The organism is Gemmatimonadaceae bacterium (assembly GCA_036496605.1).
Classification (GTDB): domain Bacteria; phylum Gemmatimonadota; class Gemmatimonadetes; order Gemmatimonadales; family Gemmatimonadaceae; genus AG2.
This window is the reverse complement of sequence record DASXKV010000015.1, coordinates 41,476-57,593: the sequence shown is the minus strand read 5'-3', so window position 1 is coordinate 57,593 and position 16,118 is coordinate 41,476. Positions and strand designations below refer to the sequence as shown.

Annotated in this window: 13 protein-coding genes; 5 read left to right on the top strand and 8 right to left on the bottom strand. The window is 65.6% G+C overall.

What is annotated here, in order from left to right; genetic code table 11:
• Nucleotides 1-23: 23 nt before the first annotated feature.
• Nucleotides 24-2,423 carry an ABC transporter permease gene (locus VGH98_05855; protein HEY2375481.1) on the top strand — a complete coding sequence of 800 codons (2,400 nt, stop codon included), beginning with the start codon at nucleotides 24-26 and terminating at the stop codon, nucleotides 2,421-2,423.
• Nucleotides 2,424-2,500: 77 nt separating this feature from the next.
• Here the strand turns inward: VGH98_05855 and VGH98_05850 are convergent, their stop codons facing one another.
• Nucleotides 2,501-3,244 carry a hypothetical protein gene (locus VGH98_05850; protein ID HEY2375480.1) on the bottom strand — a complete coding sequence of 248 codons (744 nt, stop codon included), beginning with the start codon at nucleotides 3,242-3,244 and terminating at the stop codon, nucleotides 2,501-2,503.
• 26 nt (nucleotides 3,245-3,270) lie between these two features.
• Nucleotides 3,271-3,987, bottom strand: coding sequence for a hypothetical protein (locus VGH98_05845; protein HEY2375479.1), 717 nt, complete (start codon nucleotides 3,985-3,987; stop codon nucleotides 3,271-3,273).
• 243 nt (nucleotides 3,988-4,230) lie between these two features.
• On the opposite strand from VGH98_05845, the gene VGH98_05840 reads away from it, so the two are divergent.
• The 4 genes from VGH98_05840 to VGH98_05825 all read left to right on the top strand — a co-directional run bounded on the left by VGH98_05840 (nucleotide 4,231) and on the right by VGH98_05825 (nucleotide 9,367).
• Nucleotides 4,231-5,247, top strand: coding sequence for an LLM class flavin-dependent oxidoreductase (locus tag VGH98_05840; GenBank protein HEY2375478.1), 1,017 nt, complete (start codon nucleotides 4,231-4,233; stop codon nucleotides 5,245-5,247).
• Between the two features lie 85 nt (nucleotides 5,248-5,332).
• On the top strand, nucleotides 5,333-6,361 hold the full coding sequence (locus VGH98_05835; GenBank protein HEY2375477.1) for a c-type cytochrome: 1,029 nt from the start codon (nucleotides 5,333-5,335) through the stop codon (nucleotides 6,359-6,361).
• A gap of 55 nt (nucleotides 6,362-6,416) precedes the next feature.
• Nucleotides 6,417-8,885: an ABC transporter permease gene (locus VGH98_05830; GenBank protein ID HEY2375476.1), complete on the top strand. Its 2,469-nt coding sequence runs from the start codon at nucleotides 6,417-6,419 to the stop codon at nucleotides 8,883-8,885.
• Between the two features lie 125 nt (nucleotides 8,886-9,010).
• Nucleotides 9,011-9,367 carry a hypothetical protein gene (locus tag VGH98_05825; protein HEY2375475.1) on the top strand — a complete coding sequence of 119 codons (357 nt, stop codon included), beginning with the start codon at nucleotides 9,011-9,013 and terminating at the stop codon, nucleotides 9,365-9,367.
• Between the two features lie 103 nt (nucleotides 9,368-9,470).
• On the opposite strand, the gene VGH98_05820 is transcribed toward VGH98_05825, so the two are convergent.
• The 6 genes from VGH98_05820 to VGH98_05795 all read right to left on the bottom strand — a co-directional run bounded on the left by VGH98_05820 (nucleotide 9,471) and on the right by VGH98_05795 (nucleotide 16,114).
• The gene (locus tag VGH98_05820; protein HEY2375474.1) at nucleotides 9,471-9,905 is read right to left on the bottom strand and encodes a hypothetical protein; all 435 of its coding nucleotides are present in this window, start codon (nucleotides 9,903-9,905) and stop codon (nucleotides 9,471-9,473) included.
• A 547-nt stretch (nucleotides 9,906-10,452) separates the two neighbouring features.
• On the bottom strand, nucleotides 10,453-11,679 hold the full coding sequence (locus VGH98_05815) for a hypothetical protein (protein HEY2375473.1): 1,227 nt from the start codon (nucleotides 11,677-11,679) through the stop codon (nucleotides 10,453-10,455).
• Between the two features lie 507 nt (nucleotides 11,680-12,186).
• A complete protein-coding gene (locus VGH98_05810; GenBank protein ID HEY2375472.1) occupies nucleotides 12,187-12,963 on the bottom strand; it encodes a cyclase family protein in 777 nt (258 codons plus the stop codon).
• 124 nt (nucleotides 12,964-13,087) lie between these two features.
• Nucleotides 13,088-14,467, bottom strand: coding sequence for a sodium-dependent transporter (locus VGH98_05805; protein HEY2375471.1), 1,380 nt, complete (start codon nucleotides 14,465-14,467; stop codon nucleotides 13,088-13,090).
• The gene (locus VGH98_05800; protein ID HEY2375470.1) at nucleotides 14,415-15,560 is read right to left on the bottom strand and encodes an aminotransferase class V-fold PLP-dependent enzyme; all 1,146 of its coding nucleotides are present in this window, start codon (nucleotides 15,558-15,560) and stop codon (nucleotides 14,415-14,417) included. Before VGH98_05800 ends, VGH98_05805 begins: the two co-directional genes overlap by 53 nt.
• Nucleotides 15,557-16,114: a thiamine pyrophosphate-dependent enzyme gene (locus VGH98_05795; GenBank protein HEY2375469.1), complete on the bottom strand. Its 558-nt coding sequence runs from the start codon at nucleotides 16,112-16,114 to the stop codon at nucleotides 15,557-15,559. The genes VGH98_05800 and VGH98_05795 overlap by 4 nt, the downstream gene beginning before the upstream one ends.
• Nucleotides 16,115-16,118: the final 4 nt, after the last annotated feature.

Genomic DNA, 16,118 nt, shown 5'->3' with positions numbered 1-16,118 from the left:
CTCACCGTTGACCTCGACTCACGATGATCCGACCCTGGAAGCAGGCCGTGCGATCACTCGTCCGCCGCCCCGGATTCGCCATCGCGGCCATCGTCGTCCTTGGCGCCGGGATCGCAGCGACGACCGGCGTATTCTCCATCGTCGACGCGACGGTCCTCAAGCCCCTTCCCTACCCCGAGCCCGACCGTCTCGTCCTCGTCATGGAGGCCAATTCCGCCAAGAGCGAGGCAACTGGCCTGCTCGCTCCGGGCCGCCTCGAGGATTGGAACCGCCGTAATCGAACCTTCGTGTCAATCTCCGGGAGCTACGCCGAGAACGTCACCGAGACGAGCGGCGACGTTCCGGAGCGACTCGCCTCGCGGCGGACGTCGGCCCGATTCTTCGCGGTGTACGGCGTGCGCCCTACAGTCGGCCGGACCTTCACGCCCAACGAGGAGGTCGCCGGCGGCCCGGCAGCTGCGGTCATCAGTGATCATCTCTGGGAGCGCCGGTATCAGCGTCGCCAGGACGTGCTCGGCCGACGTCTCCTCCTCGCGGGTCAGAGCTATCCGATCGTCGGCGTGATGCCTCGGGACTTCGCGCCTAACGGGATCGACCTCTGGATCCCGGCGCAGCCCTGGCCCCGCATGCTCGCCACGCGCGACGCGCGCTTTCTCACCGGCGTCGGACGCATGAAGCCCGGCGTCACCATCGCCGCTGCCCAGCGGGACCTCGCGCGTGTGCAGGCGGAGCTCGGGGAGGAGTTCCCCGCCACGGACAAGAATTGGTCCGCGCAGGTGACCGACCTCGCGAGCTCGCGCGTCGGCGACGTCCGCCAGCCGCTCCTCTTCGTCCTCGGCTCCGTGGCGATGCTGCTGCTGATCGCCGTCGCCAATACGGCCGGCCTGATGCTCGCCCAGCTCCAGCAGCGAGAGCACGAGCTGGCGATCCGGGGCTTCCTCGGCGCGACGCGCGGTCAGGTCGTCGCGGGGATCGTTCAGGAAGTTTTAATCATTGCCGCCATGGCGATCGTGCTCGCGGTCGCCGCGGACGTCGTGCTCCTGCGCGTGGGGTCGGCGCGGCTCGCATCGCTCCCACGGTCGACCGGCATCGGTGTCGACTGGCGAGCGCTCGCGATCGCGTCGCTGTGCGGAGTCGGGGCAGCGCTGGCCTGCGGTGCGCTCCCGGCGTGGCGTGCGACACGCGGCGCCATCGCGGCGGCGATTTCGCGAGCGGGCCGCGGAACATCGTCAGCGTGGCGCGGACAGGGTGTGCTCGTCGCCGGCCAGATTGCCATAGCGACGCTGCTCTTGTGCAGTACCGCGCTGATGCTTCGGAGCTACTACAACCTCACGCACGAGAATCCGGGGTTCGACGCGTCGCACAGCGTCACCTTCCACGTCGGCGCCGCATGGGACGAGGACCGTGCCGCGGTTGGACGAATGCAGCGTGATCTCCTCGGCGCGCTGGCGAATCTTCCGGGCGTCACCGGCGTCGGTTTCGCGAACTTCCTTCCTGCGTCGAACGCGACGATCCGCTACCGCGTCCACCTCCAGGACCTCACCACCACTGGGACCGGTGATGAGAGTTTGCTCACCATCGGCGAGCGGAGTGTCACCAGTGGCTACTTCTCCGCGCTCGCTGCGCCGCTCGTCGCCGGCACGACCTGCCCCGACCTCGCCGTCGTGCGCAACGGCGGCCCCAAGGTGCTGGTCAACCGGCGCTTCGTCACCACCTACGCCGATGGCCGCGGTGTCGTCGGTCGCTTTCTGCGCTGGGAGCAGGATCGCCCGGACGCGCCGAATACGGAGATCATCGGGGTCGTCGACGACATTCGCGAGGACAACCTGCGCGCGCCTGCGGTGCCGTACGTCTACATGTGTCTCGGGCCGGGCGACTGGCCGGATCCGGAGTACGTCGTTCGCAGCGGCGGCGATCCGCGCGCGCTCGTCGGCGCGATCCGCGCCACCGTTAGGCGACTGGAACCGACGCGCGCGCTGTTCGGGCTCATGACGCTCGACGACAATCTCGACGCGACGATCGACGAGACGCGGCTCCAGACCAGCCTCATCTCCGCGTTCGGCCTCGCGGCGGTGATACTGGCGGTGATCGGCCTGTACGGTCTCGTCGCCCTCGCGGTGACGACGCGCCGGCGCGAGATCGGGATCCGCATCGCGCTCGGCGCCGAGCCGAGTCGCGTCGTGTGGGAGTTGGCGACGCGCGTCGCCTGGTTGCTCGCCGGCGGCGCCGCCGGCGGACTGCTCATGGCGGTCATTGCGCAGCGCCAGCTGCGGGCGATGGTCTTCGGTGTCGCGCCGCTCGATCCGGCGACGCTGGCTGGTGCGGTCCTCGGCGTGGCAGTGGCGGCCGGCATCGCGACCTTCCTGCCGGCCTGGCGCGCGGCGCGAATCGATCCCGTTGGTGCGATGCGCGACGGCGGATAGCCGCGCTCGAGGTTTGCGCCTAACGCGCCCGAGTGACAGAACGGGGCACGAGCTCGACTTCAGGAGCCACGAAAGTCTTACGCCCGCTCGAAGACGAGGATGTTTGGTTTGCTTCGACCCACGGGAGACACCGTCATCGTTAGTGTCTTATGATCGGCAGAGAGCGTGATCCGCCGCGTGTCGCTGACCTTGCCTTGGATCTTCTCTGTAATTTCCAACGTTCGCTCGTCGAGCCGGCGTCCCGACGACACTGTACCTGCCATCAGATTTGGACCCGTGAGCGGATAATCGTTGCCATCGAATCTGAGTCTTTGCGTCCGGTGCGCGTCGCCAATGTTTACAAGTGCAAGCCCGTCACGCTTCCACGGTCCGATCTGGAGTTCGAAGACTCCTATTTTCAGGCTCGTTTCCCAGCTTCCCGTGAAGCCTGAAGTCCCCGCGGCCCGCTCATACACGTCGTCGGTGCTAGAGGGCGCACCAGCGGTGGAATATTGTGTGAAGTGATCGCGGAGAGTCTTGCCATCCGCGGAAAGCTTCCACATGCCGATGACGAGCAGGCGACCATTGAGCCTGCGAACGATCTTCCAGCTGTCTGGCGCGTCGATGGTGATGGAGACGGTTGTTCCATCGAGGCCCGGTTGATCCGTGCCGTCCGCGACGACGTTCTCCACGCCACCGCCGAAGTTGAGCGAGTACTTATTCGGCCCAGCCAGCTCGACTCGCATCTGATCGATGAGGGTGCTTTTGTCCGGACTGAACTTCCATTTGCCGACGAAAGGATCACCGGTCGCCGACAGCGTGCTCGCGATCAGAGACGACATGAGCAATAGCCGGCGCACACTTCACCTCACGGCGTGAAGGTCAGACGAACTCCGGCCACCGTGGCCGCTGACATCGTCGCCGTTCGGTGCGAAATGACTGTACCAGCTGTGTCGGCGCCAGCGTCCATCGTGAATGAGGCGCTCAGGCTCGCATCGCTGCACTGGACACCAGTCGCCTGGAAATGAGCGCATGCTCCACTCGTCCCCGCTGACGCTAACGTGGCGGAGCCAGCGGACGAATGCCACGTCGTTACCTGATTACCCGAAAGGTGAAAGGCGTACCCGGACAGTTCCTGGTTTACTGCAGCGGTGAAGTTCCCGCTCACTGACTCGGGCGGCACTGTCGTCGCCGACGGCGCGTAGCCATTAACAAAGATGAAATTGGTGGGATTGTCCGGACTATCGAAGGCAATGAATGTCAGGGTGGTGAAGCTGATACCCGATCCCACGAAGCGGCGCTCGAGGCCCACCGCGTAGAACGGATCGCTGGTGAGCGTCGTCTCGACACTCACGGAACTCGCCGCCGCGCCAGCACCAAGAATCACATTGACGGAGTCGGTGAGCCACCCGAGCTCCGGTGTGGCCGTGACCACCTGGCCGATCCGACTGACCAGGAGGTCGGCCTGCGCCGCCGTCAATCGAATCGTGTTGCCTCCCGGCGACGTTGGCTCGGATGAACAACTGGCGAGCATCGCGGCAAGTCCGAAGAGTGCCAAACGCGAGCGAGAGCGTTGCATTGTCACCGGTCCTCTCTGTCGATGGGATGTTTGAACGTCATTGCTGAACCGTCCGATTGCGCAAGCAGTCACCCTCGCATATCGGTTCGTCTAAAGGATCGGGTATGGAGAGCAGTCAACCCCGGCTCTCGCAGCTCGGCGATCGTCGGCCTGGTGAGAGCACGTGTCAACCTGGCACGGCGTTTTAACGTATACTCAACGCTCAGTCATAGTTCCGTCGGCGACGTCGAGTCCAGCAGTCTTGGGTGCATGAAGAAGATCGGCTTTCTATCCTTTGGTCATTGGACTGCGTCGCGCCAATCCGCCGCGCGCTCCGCGCGCGATGTTCTCCAGCAGTCGATCGAGCTGGCTGTGGCGGCCGAGGAGCTCGGTGCGGATGGCGCATACTTTCGCGTCCATCACTTTGCCCAGCAACTCGCGTCTCCCTTCCCGCTTCTTGCGGCCGTCGGCGCCAGGACCAGCCGCGTCGAGATCGGAACGGCCGTGATCGACATGCGCTACGAGAATCCGTTCTACATGGTCGAAGATGCGGGGGCGGCCGATGTGATCAGCAACGGCCGGCTCCAGCTTGGGATCAGCCGCGGCTCGCCGGAGCAGGTCATCGAAGGTTGGCGTCACTTCGGCTACGCGCCGCCAGAAGGCGGAACGGATGCGGACCTGGGCCGTCGTCATGCCGAGGTGTTTCTCGAACTGCTGAAAGGGAATGGGTTCGCCCGGCCCAACCCGAGACCGATGTTCCCGAACCCACCCGGGCTCCTTCGGCTCGAGCCGCATTCACCGGGACTGCGCGATCGCATCTGGTGGGGCTCAGCCTCCAATGCGACTGCGATTTGGGCGGCGCAGCATGGGATGAATCTGCAGAGCTCCACGCTCAAGGCGGACGAATCGGGCGAGCCCTTTCACGTCCAGCAGGCGCGTCAGATCCGCGTTTTCCGGAAAGCCTGGAGCGAGGCCGGGCATACACGCGAGCCGCGCGTCTCGGTGTCGCGATCGATCTTCGCGTTGACGAACGATCGCGACCGCGCCTACTTCGGTGGCGATGAACGCAGCGATCAGGTGGGCGTCATCGATAACATGCGGGCCGTGTTTGGTCGGTCCTATGCTGCCGAGCCAGACGTGTTGGTCGAAGAGCTGAGAGGGGATGAGGCTATCGCCGAAGCGGATACGCTCCTTCTGACGGTGCCGAACACGCTCGGCGTCGAATACAACGCGCACGTGCTCGAGTCGATCCTGACGCACGTCGCGCCCGCGCTCGGTTGGCGATAGCCGGGTGCGCGCTTCGAGGACTTCATCCGCCAATTCAGCTACACATCTTAACGTTTGTTATCCTTTGCGGATTATGTGCAGAATCATGTCTTCTGTTAGGCCATTCGTACTGCTGGGATGCGCCTGCGCGGTCGCAGTCCTCTTTGGTTCATGCACGCGGCATGCTGCCAAGCCCTCAGCCGCGCCGAAGCCGAACTACGGTCCGCCTGCGAATCTTGGCCGCACCGACTATCCCGCCTGGCCGTACCCTCGCGGGATTCCCGACACACGAAAGGAAGACGGAACGCTCTTCCACGTCCTTGGGAGCAAGCAGGCATTCACCCTCACACAAATCAATGGCAGCCCTGCCACGATCGACTGGTTTCCTGACCGGCATCCGGCGCCGCCGGCGCCGGTGATCGAGGGGAGAGCTGGCGCGTATAACGCGTGCGGCCAGTGCCACCTCATCGACGGAAGCGGCAAACCGGATACGGGCGATCTTCGTGACCTGCCTGTCGAGTACATCGTGCAACAGATCGTCGATATGAAGAACGACAAACGGCACGCGTCGATTCCGGCTGCGCCGCTTGCGCTGATGGTCGCGATCGCGAAAGGTGTGACGCTGGACGAAGCTCGTCAGGCCGCAGAGTACTTCCACTCCATCAAGCCGGTGAAGAAGCTGCGGATCGTGGAGACAGACATGGCACCGATCACTCATCCGGCTGCTCACGCCGTGCAGCAGGTCGATCCGAGCGGAGCCACGGAGCCAATTGGTATGCGCATCATCGAAGTTCCCGAAGACTTTGAACGCACCGAGCTGCGCGATCCGAGCTCCGGCTTCGTCGCATACGTGCCCACGGGCAGCATCAGGAAGGGCGAGGCGCTTGCGAAGACCGGCGGTAATGGCAAGACCACGCCATGCGCTTCATGTCACGGCGAAGGTCTGCAAGGCATGGGAGACGTGTTCCCGCGCATCGCCAGTCACTCGCCGACCGCAACAGCACGCCAGCTCTACGATTTCAAGAGCGGCACGCGCGACGGGAAGAACGCTATTGCGATGAAGGCGGTCGTGATGAAGTTGACTGATGAGGACATTGTGAACCTGGCCGCGTACGTCGCCTCGATGGAGCCATAGCAATTCTCACGTTGGAGACACTGACTTTGGCGCGCGGCGACCATAACATCGAATCATGATCCGACATGCCATCCGTCGCCTGCTGCGCGCGAAAACATTCACGCTCGCCGCCGTTGTCACGCTGATGCTCGGCATCGGCGGCACCGCGGCCGTGTTCACACTCGTTGACAGTGTGCTCCTGCGGCCGATGCCCTTTGACCACGCCGATCGTCTCGTCGATCTCTCGCACGTACTGGACGTCTCCGGCCCGCTTCACGTCGATCAGTCCGACGCGACGTACCTGTTGTATCGCCGCGAGAATCGGGTCTTCACCGATGTCGGCGCCTATCGGGCGACATCGGCGAACGTTTCGATGCCCTCGAGCGCGGAAGCCGGCAGAGCCGAGCGCGTGAATGGAGCCCTTGCGACGGCAAGTGTCTTTCGCGCGCTGCGCGCGGTTCCGGCGTTAGGCCGCGGAATGACGGAAGCGGACGTGGATCCGGGCGCGCCCAAGATCGTCGTGCTCAGCCATCGTCTTTGGAGGCGACAGTTTGGCGCCGATCCGCGCGCCATCGACGCGTCATTGCTCGTCGACGGCGTGATGCGGCAGATCGTTGGTGTGATGCCTCCCGATTTCGAGTTTCCAACCGCGGACGCGCTGTTGTGGATTCCGCTTCAGCTCGACGCCGCAAATACGAAGTCGGCTGCGTTCGATTACCGTGTCGTCGCGCGATTGCGCGACGGCGTCTCGCTCGCATCGGCGACGACGGATCTGCAGCGACTGCTGCCACGCGTGCCGGAGGTTTTCCCCGGCAGATTGACGGCGGGCGCGATCGAGGCGACGCACATGAAGGCGGTGGTGCGCCCGTTGCGCGACGTCGTCGTCGGCGACGTCGGACATGTGTTATGGATCGTGTTCGGCGCCGTCGGGCTGCTGCTCGTCATCGCGTGCGCGAACGTGTCGAATCTGTTTCTGGCGCGCGCCGAGTCGCGCGAGCGCGAGCTCGCGGTGCGCAGCGCACTGGGGGCGGCGCGTATACGATTGCTCGCGGAATTGTTGTCGGAGGCGATGGTCATCTCGGCGCTCGGGGGAATGCTCGGGCTCGGACTTGCCGTGATCGGAGTTCGCTCGCTCCAGTCGATCGACGCCGCGGCGGCGATTCCCCGATTGAGCGAAGTGCGCGTTGATGGATTCGTCATCGCGCTGACGGCCGCGGTCGCGGCGCTCGCGGCGCTCGTCGTCAGTGCATTGCCGCTGTTGCGCCTGAACGGGATGTCTCTCGCCTCGGTGCTCGCTTCGAGCGGCCGGTCCGCGACCAACGGTCGCTCCCGCAATCGGGCGCGTCGTGCGTTGGTGGTCGCGCAGGTCGCGCTGGCGATGGTGCTCGTCTTCGGTGCAGGCCTGTTCGCGCGGACCTTCGCGCGGCTCCGCGCGGTCGATTCGGGGTTCAAGGCGGAGCACGCGGTGGCGTTTCGCATCGCGCTTCCCGACGCGACCTATCCGGCGACGCGCGACGGCGCGGAGATGATCGTTCGTGCGCTCAATGCGATTGACGCGATTCCCGGGGTGAGTGCGACCGGCGTGATAACGAAACTGCCGCTCGACGCCGAGGCTGCACAGGACAGCGCGGTCTTCGTCGAGGACCACCCCCTGCGAACGGGAGAGATTCCGAGCCTGCATCAGATCAACTTCGCGACTCCCGGCTACTTCAAAGCGATGGGAATTTCCGTCGTCGCCGGCCGGCTGTTCGAGGCACCCGAGGCGAACGGTGCGCCGTCGAAAGGGCCGCCGGAGCTCGTCGTGAGCTCGGCGTTCGCCGTTCGTTTTTGGCGCAGCCCGACGACCGCGATCGGGAAGCGTATCAAGATGAACGCGCTCGATCCCTGGAAGACAATCGTCGGCGTGGTCGGCGACGTGCACGGAGCGGGACTCGATCAGCCGGCGACGGCCGAGGTGTACAGCCCACTCGTGACACTGAATGCGGCGGGAAAGCCATGGATGCCGCGCAACCTCGCCTTCGTCGTGCGATCGTCCGCTGATGCGTCGGCTATCGCGCGGCCGGTAAGAAGCGCCATCAACGCGATCGATCCCGCGCTGCCGTTGTATCGCGTGATGCCGCTGCGGGAGTTGCTAGCCGCGGCGACGGCGCGAACGTCATTCATCAGTCTGCTGCTCGCGATCGCGGCGCTCGTCGCTACGGTGATGGGCGGATTCGGAATCTACGGCGTGATCTCGTATCTCGTCGGGCTGCGTACGCGCGAGATCGGCGTGCGGCTGGCGCTCGGCGCGGATTCGCGCGACGTGCGGCTGCTCGTCACTCGGCAAGCACTGACGGACGCGTTGATCGGTGTCGTGCTCGGCGCGGCGTCGTCGTTTGTGCTCGCACGCGGTCTGCAGTCGTCGCTCGCCGATGTGAAACCGGCCGACGCCCCGGTGATGCTGGGCGCGGCGGCCGCGTTGTTTGTAGCTGCATTCGTGGCGAGCTGGGTTCCGGCGCGGCGCGCGTCGCGGCTCGACCCGTCGATCGCTCTGCGCGCCGACTAGTCAACGCGCCAAGACTTTGGCGTTTCGCGCCCTCGTATTTCCATAGGTCACCCATATAGATTGCCGATGGGACGGGCGATGTCCGTCCCACTACGTCGGGAGGACGCACGAGGATCGCGCGCGGGTTGCACACTCGGCGAACTCGATCGGAGAAACCCTTCCGAGACGCCACCGCGACTCCGCAGCCGGCCAGTTCCCGCCTCGGGGACTTCACGACCGATCTGCGGCTACTGCGTCTCACGCTCATGGCGCTCGTCGTCGGCGCTATCGGCGCTGGTGTCGCCTATACCCTCGTCTGGTTGATCGGCGCGATCACGAATCTCGTCTACTATCACCAATTCGCGGGGACGCTTGTCTCGCCTGCTCGCAACGCGCTCGGCGGCTGGGCAATCGTGGTGCCCATGGCCGGTGGCCTCGTCGTTGGACTCATGGCGCGATACGGCTCGGAGAAGATTCGCGTCCAACTGAAATCTTGTCGTTAGGCTGGCGGGCGGCACGGCGCACATGAAGAACGAAGCCTAACGAGCGGCGGAGATCATCCCGCCGCTCGTTGTTCTTTGGGCACGACGCAGGCAGGCACGCGCGTCACCGGGTGAGCAGGACGACCGCCATAAGGGCCGCGAGCAGTGCGCACAATGGAGCCCAGAGACGGCGCCCGACCCAATCCGACGTGCGGCCGTAGCTCACGGCGGCCGCGAGATCGATCACGCCGATGATCCACAGGGACGGCCCTGGCGCGAGGAGACGCGTCGGCCCCAGGAGCCCAGCGCGCGTCGCGACGAGGCCCATCACCAGCAGGCGGGCCACGGCCACCACCACCACCAGCGCGCGGCGACGCGGCGCGAGCGGTCCACCTGGCGCGCGACCACGCGCGAGCGTCGCCCACGAAACGCCGCTCGCGAGCGCCACGAGACAGGCGACGAACACGCCGCCGACGACGACGTAGAGCAGGCCCGCAATCCGCATCATCGCCCTGGCATCCGGCGCGCGGTCGGGCGGCACGCTCGCTGCCAGAGCCACGCGCTCACCTGCTCGGCTTGGGTGAATTGCGTGCGCGTCAACCGACGAAACGACGGGCGGTCGGCCCGATGCTGCCACGCGCCCGTTGAGTCTCTGGTAAAGTCGGCCGGGGTGTAGGACTGTCCGACCCCCCCGACCGCCCGCCCGCTGCTATCGAACCGCACCGCCGCTGATTCGATCATCGGCCTTTGGGCGCGCGTCGCGACGTCGAGGAGAGTTAAGGGGCGTCCCGTGCTATCAAAGGTGCCCGCTACCTTCCGTGCATCCCCCAAGGGACCAGCGTTCACGTCCAGGCTGACCGTGACCACGCCTCGGTCTACCGAGGTACTACACGTCGTCGCGCGGCCGAGGGACGGGAGCACGAGAATAATCGCACTGTCCGCTTGCGCGGCCACACGCCCGGTGCCGATGAGCAGTGCGAGGACGGCGACGATCCACGATCGGCGCCACGCGCGCGCGGCCCGCCACGCCGCGCGACTGGAACAACGAAGAGAAGCCATCATGGCATCGCCGCCGCAGTGTTTAGGTTTTGTTCAACCGTCATTCTTCAAATCGCATACTCACAATCGTACACGGTCACGGTGTAATCGGCCCCCGTGTTGTCATCGACGACCTCGTAGCTATCATTGCTGCAGGTGTAATTCCCGGCCGACGATATTTGCATCGGCCCCTGCGCGGGGGCATCCGGCCACGAGTTGTTCCAACAGCCGAAGGCCTTGTACTCCAAGGCCAGAAAGTTGAGATAAATCTGTGACCGCATCTTCGTCGCGCCGGCCTCACTGATCGCGCCGGCTGCCGCGGTCCCGCCAAGCTCCCAGCCAATCGTCACGTCGGCGGCGTCGTTCATCATTGCCACGGGTAGCGAGACGGTCGGCATGCCAAAGACGACATCGCGCAACGTATGAAAGTAGTCCGTCATGTCGCTTCGGGTCTGGTGGACCATGCGATAAAGCTCGTTTGCGATGTCTAAACAGCTTGGGTCGGGGCCTTGCATGCCATCGATAATGGACGTGATCTCGCGCGTCGGGAGCCCGGCAGGCCAGAGGCCGTCGCCCGGAGCCGGGTCGCCGAGCACGAGCGGGACAGGTTGCGCCGCAGAGAGGGCTCCCAACGTCGGGGCGCCATGCGCGAGGGACGGTGGCGACGTCCGAGAGACAGGATGATGCGCGACGCGCGTGAAGCGCCACGGCTTATGGAGGGGCGAGGGGCGGAAACCGGCCGGGCGCGCCCGCCCGGGCGGCCGGGACGTACCGAGTCCGACGCTGAAGGCGGGACGACCCGATGGGCGTGGCCCGGCTACTGGCGCGGCGAGCGCCCCAGGCGACCGCGCGAGCGACGGCGCCCCGACTGGGATGCGCGCGGTCCCGCCGCAGGATGACGGGTCCCTCCCCGCCCCGCACGTCGTGTCGGGGGGCGGATTGTTGTTGAGCATTGACTCAACGTAGGTAGCCCCATCTTCAACGACATCGTAAAAGACGTTTGCCGCATCGGCCCGCACTTGGTCGTCATCGAGCAGGATCGCGCGGAGCGTCCCGTCGCTCAGAGTCACCTTGATGCGATTATACTCTTCCTGCAAGGTGTACCACACTCCGTTCTCAGGATCGAACGCCATCGGCTCCCCATCCGGGCTCACGCTCGCGCGGATGCCCTCCCCGCTCGGGAGGAGAGTGGGACGCCGGGTAGGCCCCATCGGGCTTTCCGCCGTGCTGCACGCCATCACCGCCACGAGCACCGGCCCAGCAAGGCATGCATACCGCTTCCACATCTGCTGCATAACGAGTCCCTCCACCCCACAGTGAACCCCACCACAACCAACAACGCGCAGGCGCGGCGTCGCGCGAGACGTCGGAGGGGGTCCCGGTGTAAGTGTCATGCGCCGCTGGCGCCCGCTGCCGTTGGAAACGGGACATTTCGCAACTTCTGATCTACGAGCTTTTAGCCGAGGGCCGCGGGCCGTGTTTAATTCTTCGGAGACAAGTGTTTGAAGTGGAAATCGGGGCGACCCTGACGGTCGTGACGCGCCGAGGTGAGTTGGCACGACGGTCGATGAAGCGAGGTGAAACGTTGATGGAGTCCGGCGAGACGCATGCGTCCTGTTTTGTCGTCGTCCGCGGGCTTGTCGAGATCCTCCGTGTCGACCAGTCCGGAGAGACCCTCGTTCACGTCACGCGGTGGAGCTCCAGCCGCTCCCGGCGTTCAACAAGCTTCAGGATTCGCAGGTTCGTGGAGCGATTGTGCAGCGGAAGCTGGTTAAGACGGTCATGTGAAGAGCGTGTATCCGTTATGCAGGCGCAATCGCCAGCACGCGCAATGGACTACCGCTTCCGTCCACGATCTTGAGCGGCGCCGCGATCACCACGGCGCCGGTCGCCGGCAGCTGGTCGAGGTTGCACAGGCTGGCCAGCCCGAACTTTCCATTGCCGTGCATCGTCGCGTGGTTCGGGAACGGCGGGTCGAACCGGCCGGCCTGCCCGGCGTCGGTGCCCACCGTCTCCACGCCCACGCCGAGAATGTCGCGCTCCTTCGCCAGCAGCTCGGACGTGCTCCGGTGAAAGCCCGGGCTGTGCGGACCCTCCGGCGTCACATTGAGAAAACGCTCACGATCGGTGCGCTTGCTCCAGTCGGTACGGAGCAGCACCCACGCGTGAGGCGCGATGCGGCCGTTCTTGCGTTCCCAGGCGGTCACATGGTCCGGCATCAAGAGGAAGTCCTCGTTGCCCGCGACCTCGGCGGTCACGTCGATCACGCACGCCGGGCCGATGAACCGCCGCGGCGAGATCGTGTCACACCGGTTGTCGGGCAGGTCCTTTCCCGTGACCCAGTGCACGGGCGCGTCGAAGTGCGTGCCGGTGTGCTCGCCCATCGTTATGGTGTTCCAGTACCACGCCGGCCCCTGGTCGTCGTAGCGCGAGATGACGTCCATCGAGACGCCGGGCGATGGCGCGAACATCGGCGGCAGCCCGATCACGGGCGTGTCTGGGCCGAGCGGCTGGGTGAGATCCACGACCTTCAGCGTGCCGCGGTCGAGCGCGGCGATGAGCTCAGTGAGCACGGACATGTTGGAGAGGGGCTAGGGTCTAGGGACTAGGGGCTAGGACCAGGCGCAAAGATGGTCATCGCCGGCCCTAGCCCCTAGCCCCCTAGCCCCTACGCCCTAGGCCCTAGCCCCTAGCCCCTAGCCCCTAGCCCCTAAGCCCTTGCAGCCAGTACACGCCGACGCCCACGATGATGAGCGGTATCCCGAAGCGGATCCAGTAGAACATCCACATCGGTACCGGCGTCTCGCCGGCGCGGAACAGCTCCGCGAGCGCCGCGGCGCGGCTCAGGCACCAGCCGACGGTCACCACCGCGAGTAGCGAGCCGAGTGTCTGCATGCCGGAGCCGAACGTGAGGTCCCACGGCACGAAGATGGACATGTTGATGCTGGGCGGGATCGAGAGGATGAAGCACGCGGCCGACATCACCCACACCGCGTTCGCACGCGAGAGCCGCGTGTTGTCGGTGAGCCCGGCCACCAGCACCTCCAGCGCGCCGATGTCGGAGAGGTAGCCCGCTCCGACGAGGCTGAGGAAAAACAACGCGCCGAACAGCCAGCCTGCCGGCATCGCCGCGAACACCTTCGGCAGCGTGTCGAAGATCAACCCAGGCCCCGCGGCGGGCGAGAGCCCGAATGCGAACACGGCTGGTATAATGGCAAGGCCGGCGATGAGCGACGACCCGGTGTCGCCGATGACGGTCCACACCGCGGGACGCGCGAGCCGCTCGTCGGCGTGCAGGTACGACCCATATACGACCATGAACGTCCCGCCTAACGATAGCGCAAAGATCGCGTGCCCGATGGCCGCGGCCATCACGTTCGCCGAGAGATCATGGAAGCGGAACTCGAGCAGGTACCACTGTACGCCTCGCCACGCATTGGGCAGCGTGAGCGTTCGTACCATGACGGCGAGGGTGACGACGGTCATCGCCGGCAGCACGATAGTGCTCACGACCTCGATGCCCTTCCGCACGCCCTTCACGAGCACGGCCGCGCAAGCGAGGAGCACGACTGCGGTGCAGGAGAGCTGGAGCAGGAACGACCGGAGCACAAATCCATGGCTGGGCGGGAGAATCGCGGCGGCGTCAAAACGAACCTGTGCGAGCATCGCGATCTGACCCACCGTGTACCAGAGCACCCAGCCGATGACGGCCGAGTAGTAGCCGGTGGCCGCTGTCACCACGAAAAAGAGGAACCACCCGACATAACGTCCATATGGCAAGCCGCCGCGCTCGAACGCGCCCACGGGTCCGCGCCGCCCGCTCCGGCCGAGCGCGAATTCGGCCATCAGCGCAGGGACGCCGATGATCACCGACACGAGCACATAGAAGAGGACGAACGCGGCGCCGCCGAACTTCCCGACCATGTACGGAAAGCGCCACACGTGGCCGAGCCCTACGGACACGCCGACGATGGTCAGCAACCCACCGAGCCGGGAGGCGAACGTCTCGCGGCTCGTCGCCGCGGTGCGCTCAGCGGGCGCGGATGACGTCGGCGAGGGTGTCGAGCGCGCAGTCGACGTCATCGAGCGTGGTGTAGAAGTGGGGCGCGAGGCGAATCACCTGACCGCGCGCGGATGGCAGCACGCCGCGCGCGCGCATCGCCGCCTCGACGGCGTGCGAGTCGGGCACGACGAACGCGGTTGTCGCCGTCTTCCGACTGACGTCGTCCGTGCCATGCAGCACGAGCCCGCGAGCGCGGCCGCCATCGATCATGCGTCCGGCAAGCACTTCGTGCCACGCGCGAATGCTCGCCGGGTTCACCTCGTCGATGATCTCCATACCGGCCCGCGCAATGTACGCGTTGACCACCGCCGGCGTCCCGGCGTCGAAGCGGCTCGCGTTAGGCGACCAGTCGAGCGTTTGCGCGTCGAACGCGAACGGATCGACGCGGCCGAACCAGCCCGTTGCCGTCGGGTGTAATGACTCGACGATCTCCGGCCGCACGTAAAGAAATGCAATCCCCGATACACCCATCAGGAACTTGAGCGTGCCCGTCGCAAGGAAGTCGACGCCGAGGTCGCGGACGTTCACCGGCACTGCGCCGAGCGTCTGGTAGGCATCGACAAACGAAAGCGCGCCGGCGGCGCGGGCGCGGGCCGCGATGCGCGCCACATCCTGCACGAATCCGTTGACGTACCATCCATGGCACGCTGACACGAGCGCGGTGCGCTGGTCAATGAGTGAGTTGTAATCGTCCGGGTCGTTGTCATGCACCGGTACTCGACACAGCTGCGCGCCGCGGCGCCCCTGTGCCAGCCAGACATGAGCCACGCCTGGGAACTCCATCCCACTCACGACGATGCGTTGGCGGTCGCCGTCGAAATCGAGCGCGCTCGCGACCGCGCTTGCAGCCGCGGAGACGGAGCCGAACACCGCGACGTCTGACGGCGCGGCGCCAATGAGCTTCGCGAACGCATTCTTGGCGAGTGCCACCTCGGCCATCCATGCATCCCAGTCCATCCCGCTCCGGTTCCACGAATCGAGATAACGCTCGGCGGCGGCGCGCGTCGCGTCCGTCTGCGGCGCCTGTGAGCAGTTGTTCATCGGGATGCACGACGCGAGGAGCGGGATCCGGCGCCGCCACGCGTCAATGTCGTATGCCGGGCGTGATATCATCGTGCGCGGGTCTTCCGCGTCTGGATCCAGCGCCGGAAACGGAACGCGTTTTCAGGGAGCTCGAGGTCCATCCCGTAGTGCTCGGGGCCCACGGCGGCGACCTTCGCGACGATCACGCTCAAGTCCTCGCACTCCAGTGCGGCAAGAAACGCTTCGCCGAACTCGATCGTGGTGGACGCCGTCGCCACGTGCTCGATGCCGGCGCCACGTGCGATAGCCGCGATGTCGGTGACGCCCGTTGCGGTCTGCGATTCGAACCCGCCCGTCGAGAGCAGACTCCCGTTGTCGAAGACCACGTGGATCAGGTTCCGCGGGCGATAACGGGCCAGCGTAACGAACGTGCCGAGGTTCATCAGGACCGACCCGTCGCCGTCGAGCACGATCACGCGCTCGGCGGGGAGGTGCATCGCGAGCCCGAGGCCGATCGACGACGCCAGCCCCATTGCGTGCTGCAGATAGAAGAAGTTGTCGCGGTCGCCGAGGTTGTAGAGCTCCTGTGCGCAAGCGCCCATGATCGTGACGACGATCCTGTCGTCCAGCTCGGGATAAATCATGTGT

Coding starts and splice junctions, on each gene's coding strand:
- VGH98_05855 (HEY2375481.1), top strand. CDS start 24: ATGATCCGACCCTGGAAGCAGGCCGTGCGATCACTCGTCCGCCGCCCC.
- VGH98_05850 (HEY2375480.1), bottom strand. CDS start 3,244: ATGTCGTCTCTGATCGCGAGCACGCTGTCGGCGACCGGTGATCCTTTC.
- VGH98_05840 (HEY2375478.1), top strand. CDS start 4,231: ATGAAGAAGATCGGCTTTCTATCCTTTGGTCATTGGACTGCGTCGCGC.
- VGH98_05835 (HEY2375477.1), top strand. CDS start 5,333: ATGTCTTCTGTTAGGCCATTCGTACTGCTGGGATGCGCCTGCGCGGTC.
- VGH98_05830 (HEY2375476.1), top strand. CDS start 6,417: ATGATCCGACATGCCATCCGTCGCCTGCTGCGCGCGAAAACATTCACG.
- VGH98_05815 (HEY2375473.1), bottom strand. CDS start 11,679: ATGCAGCAGATGTGGAAGCGGTATGCATGCCTTGCTGGGCCGGTGCTC.
- VGH98_05810 (HEY2375472.1), bottom strand. CDS start 12,963: ATGTCCGTGCTCACTGAGCTCATCGCCGCGCTCGACCGCGGCACGCTG.
- VGH98_05805 (HEY2375471.1), bottom strand. CDS start 14,467: ATGACGTCGACTGCGCGCTCGACACCCTCGCCGACGTCATCCGCGCCC.
- VGH98_05800 (HEY2375470.1), bottom strand. CDS start 15,560: ATGATATCACGCCCGGCATACGACATTGACGCGTGGCGGCGCCGGATC.
- VGH98_05795 (HEY2375469.1), bottom strand. CDS start 16,114: ATGATTTATCCCGAGCTGGACGACAGGATCGTCGTCACGATCATGGGC.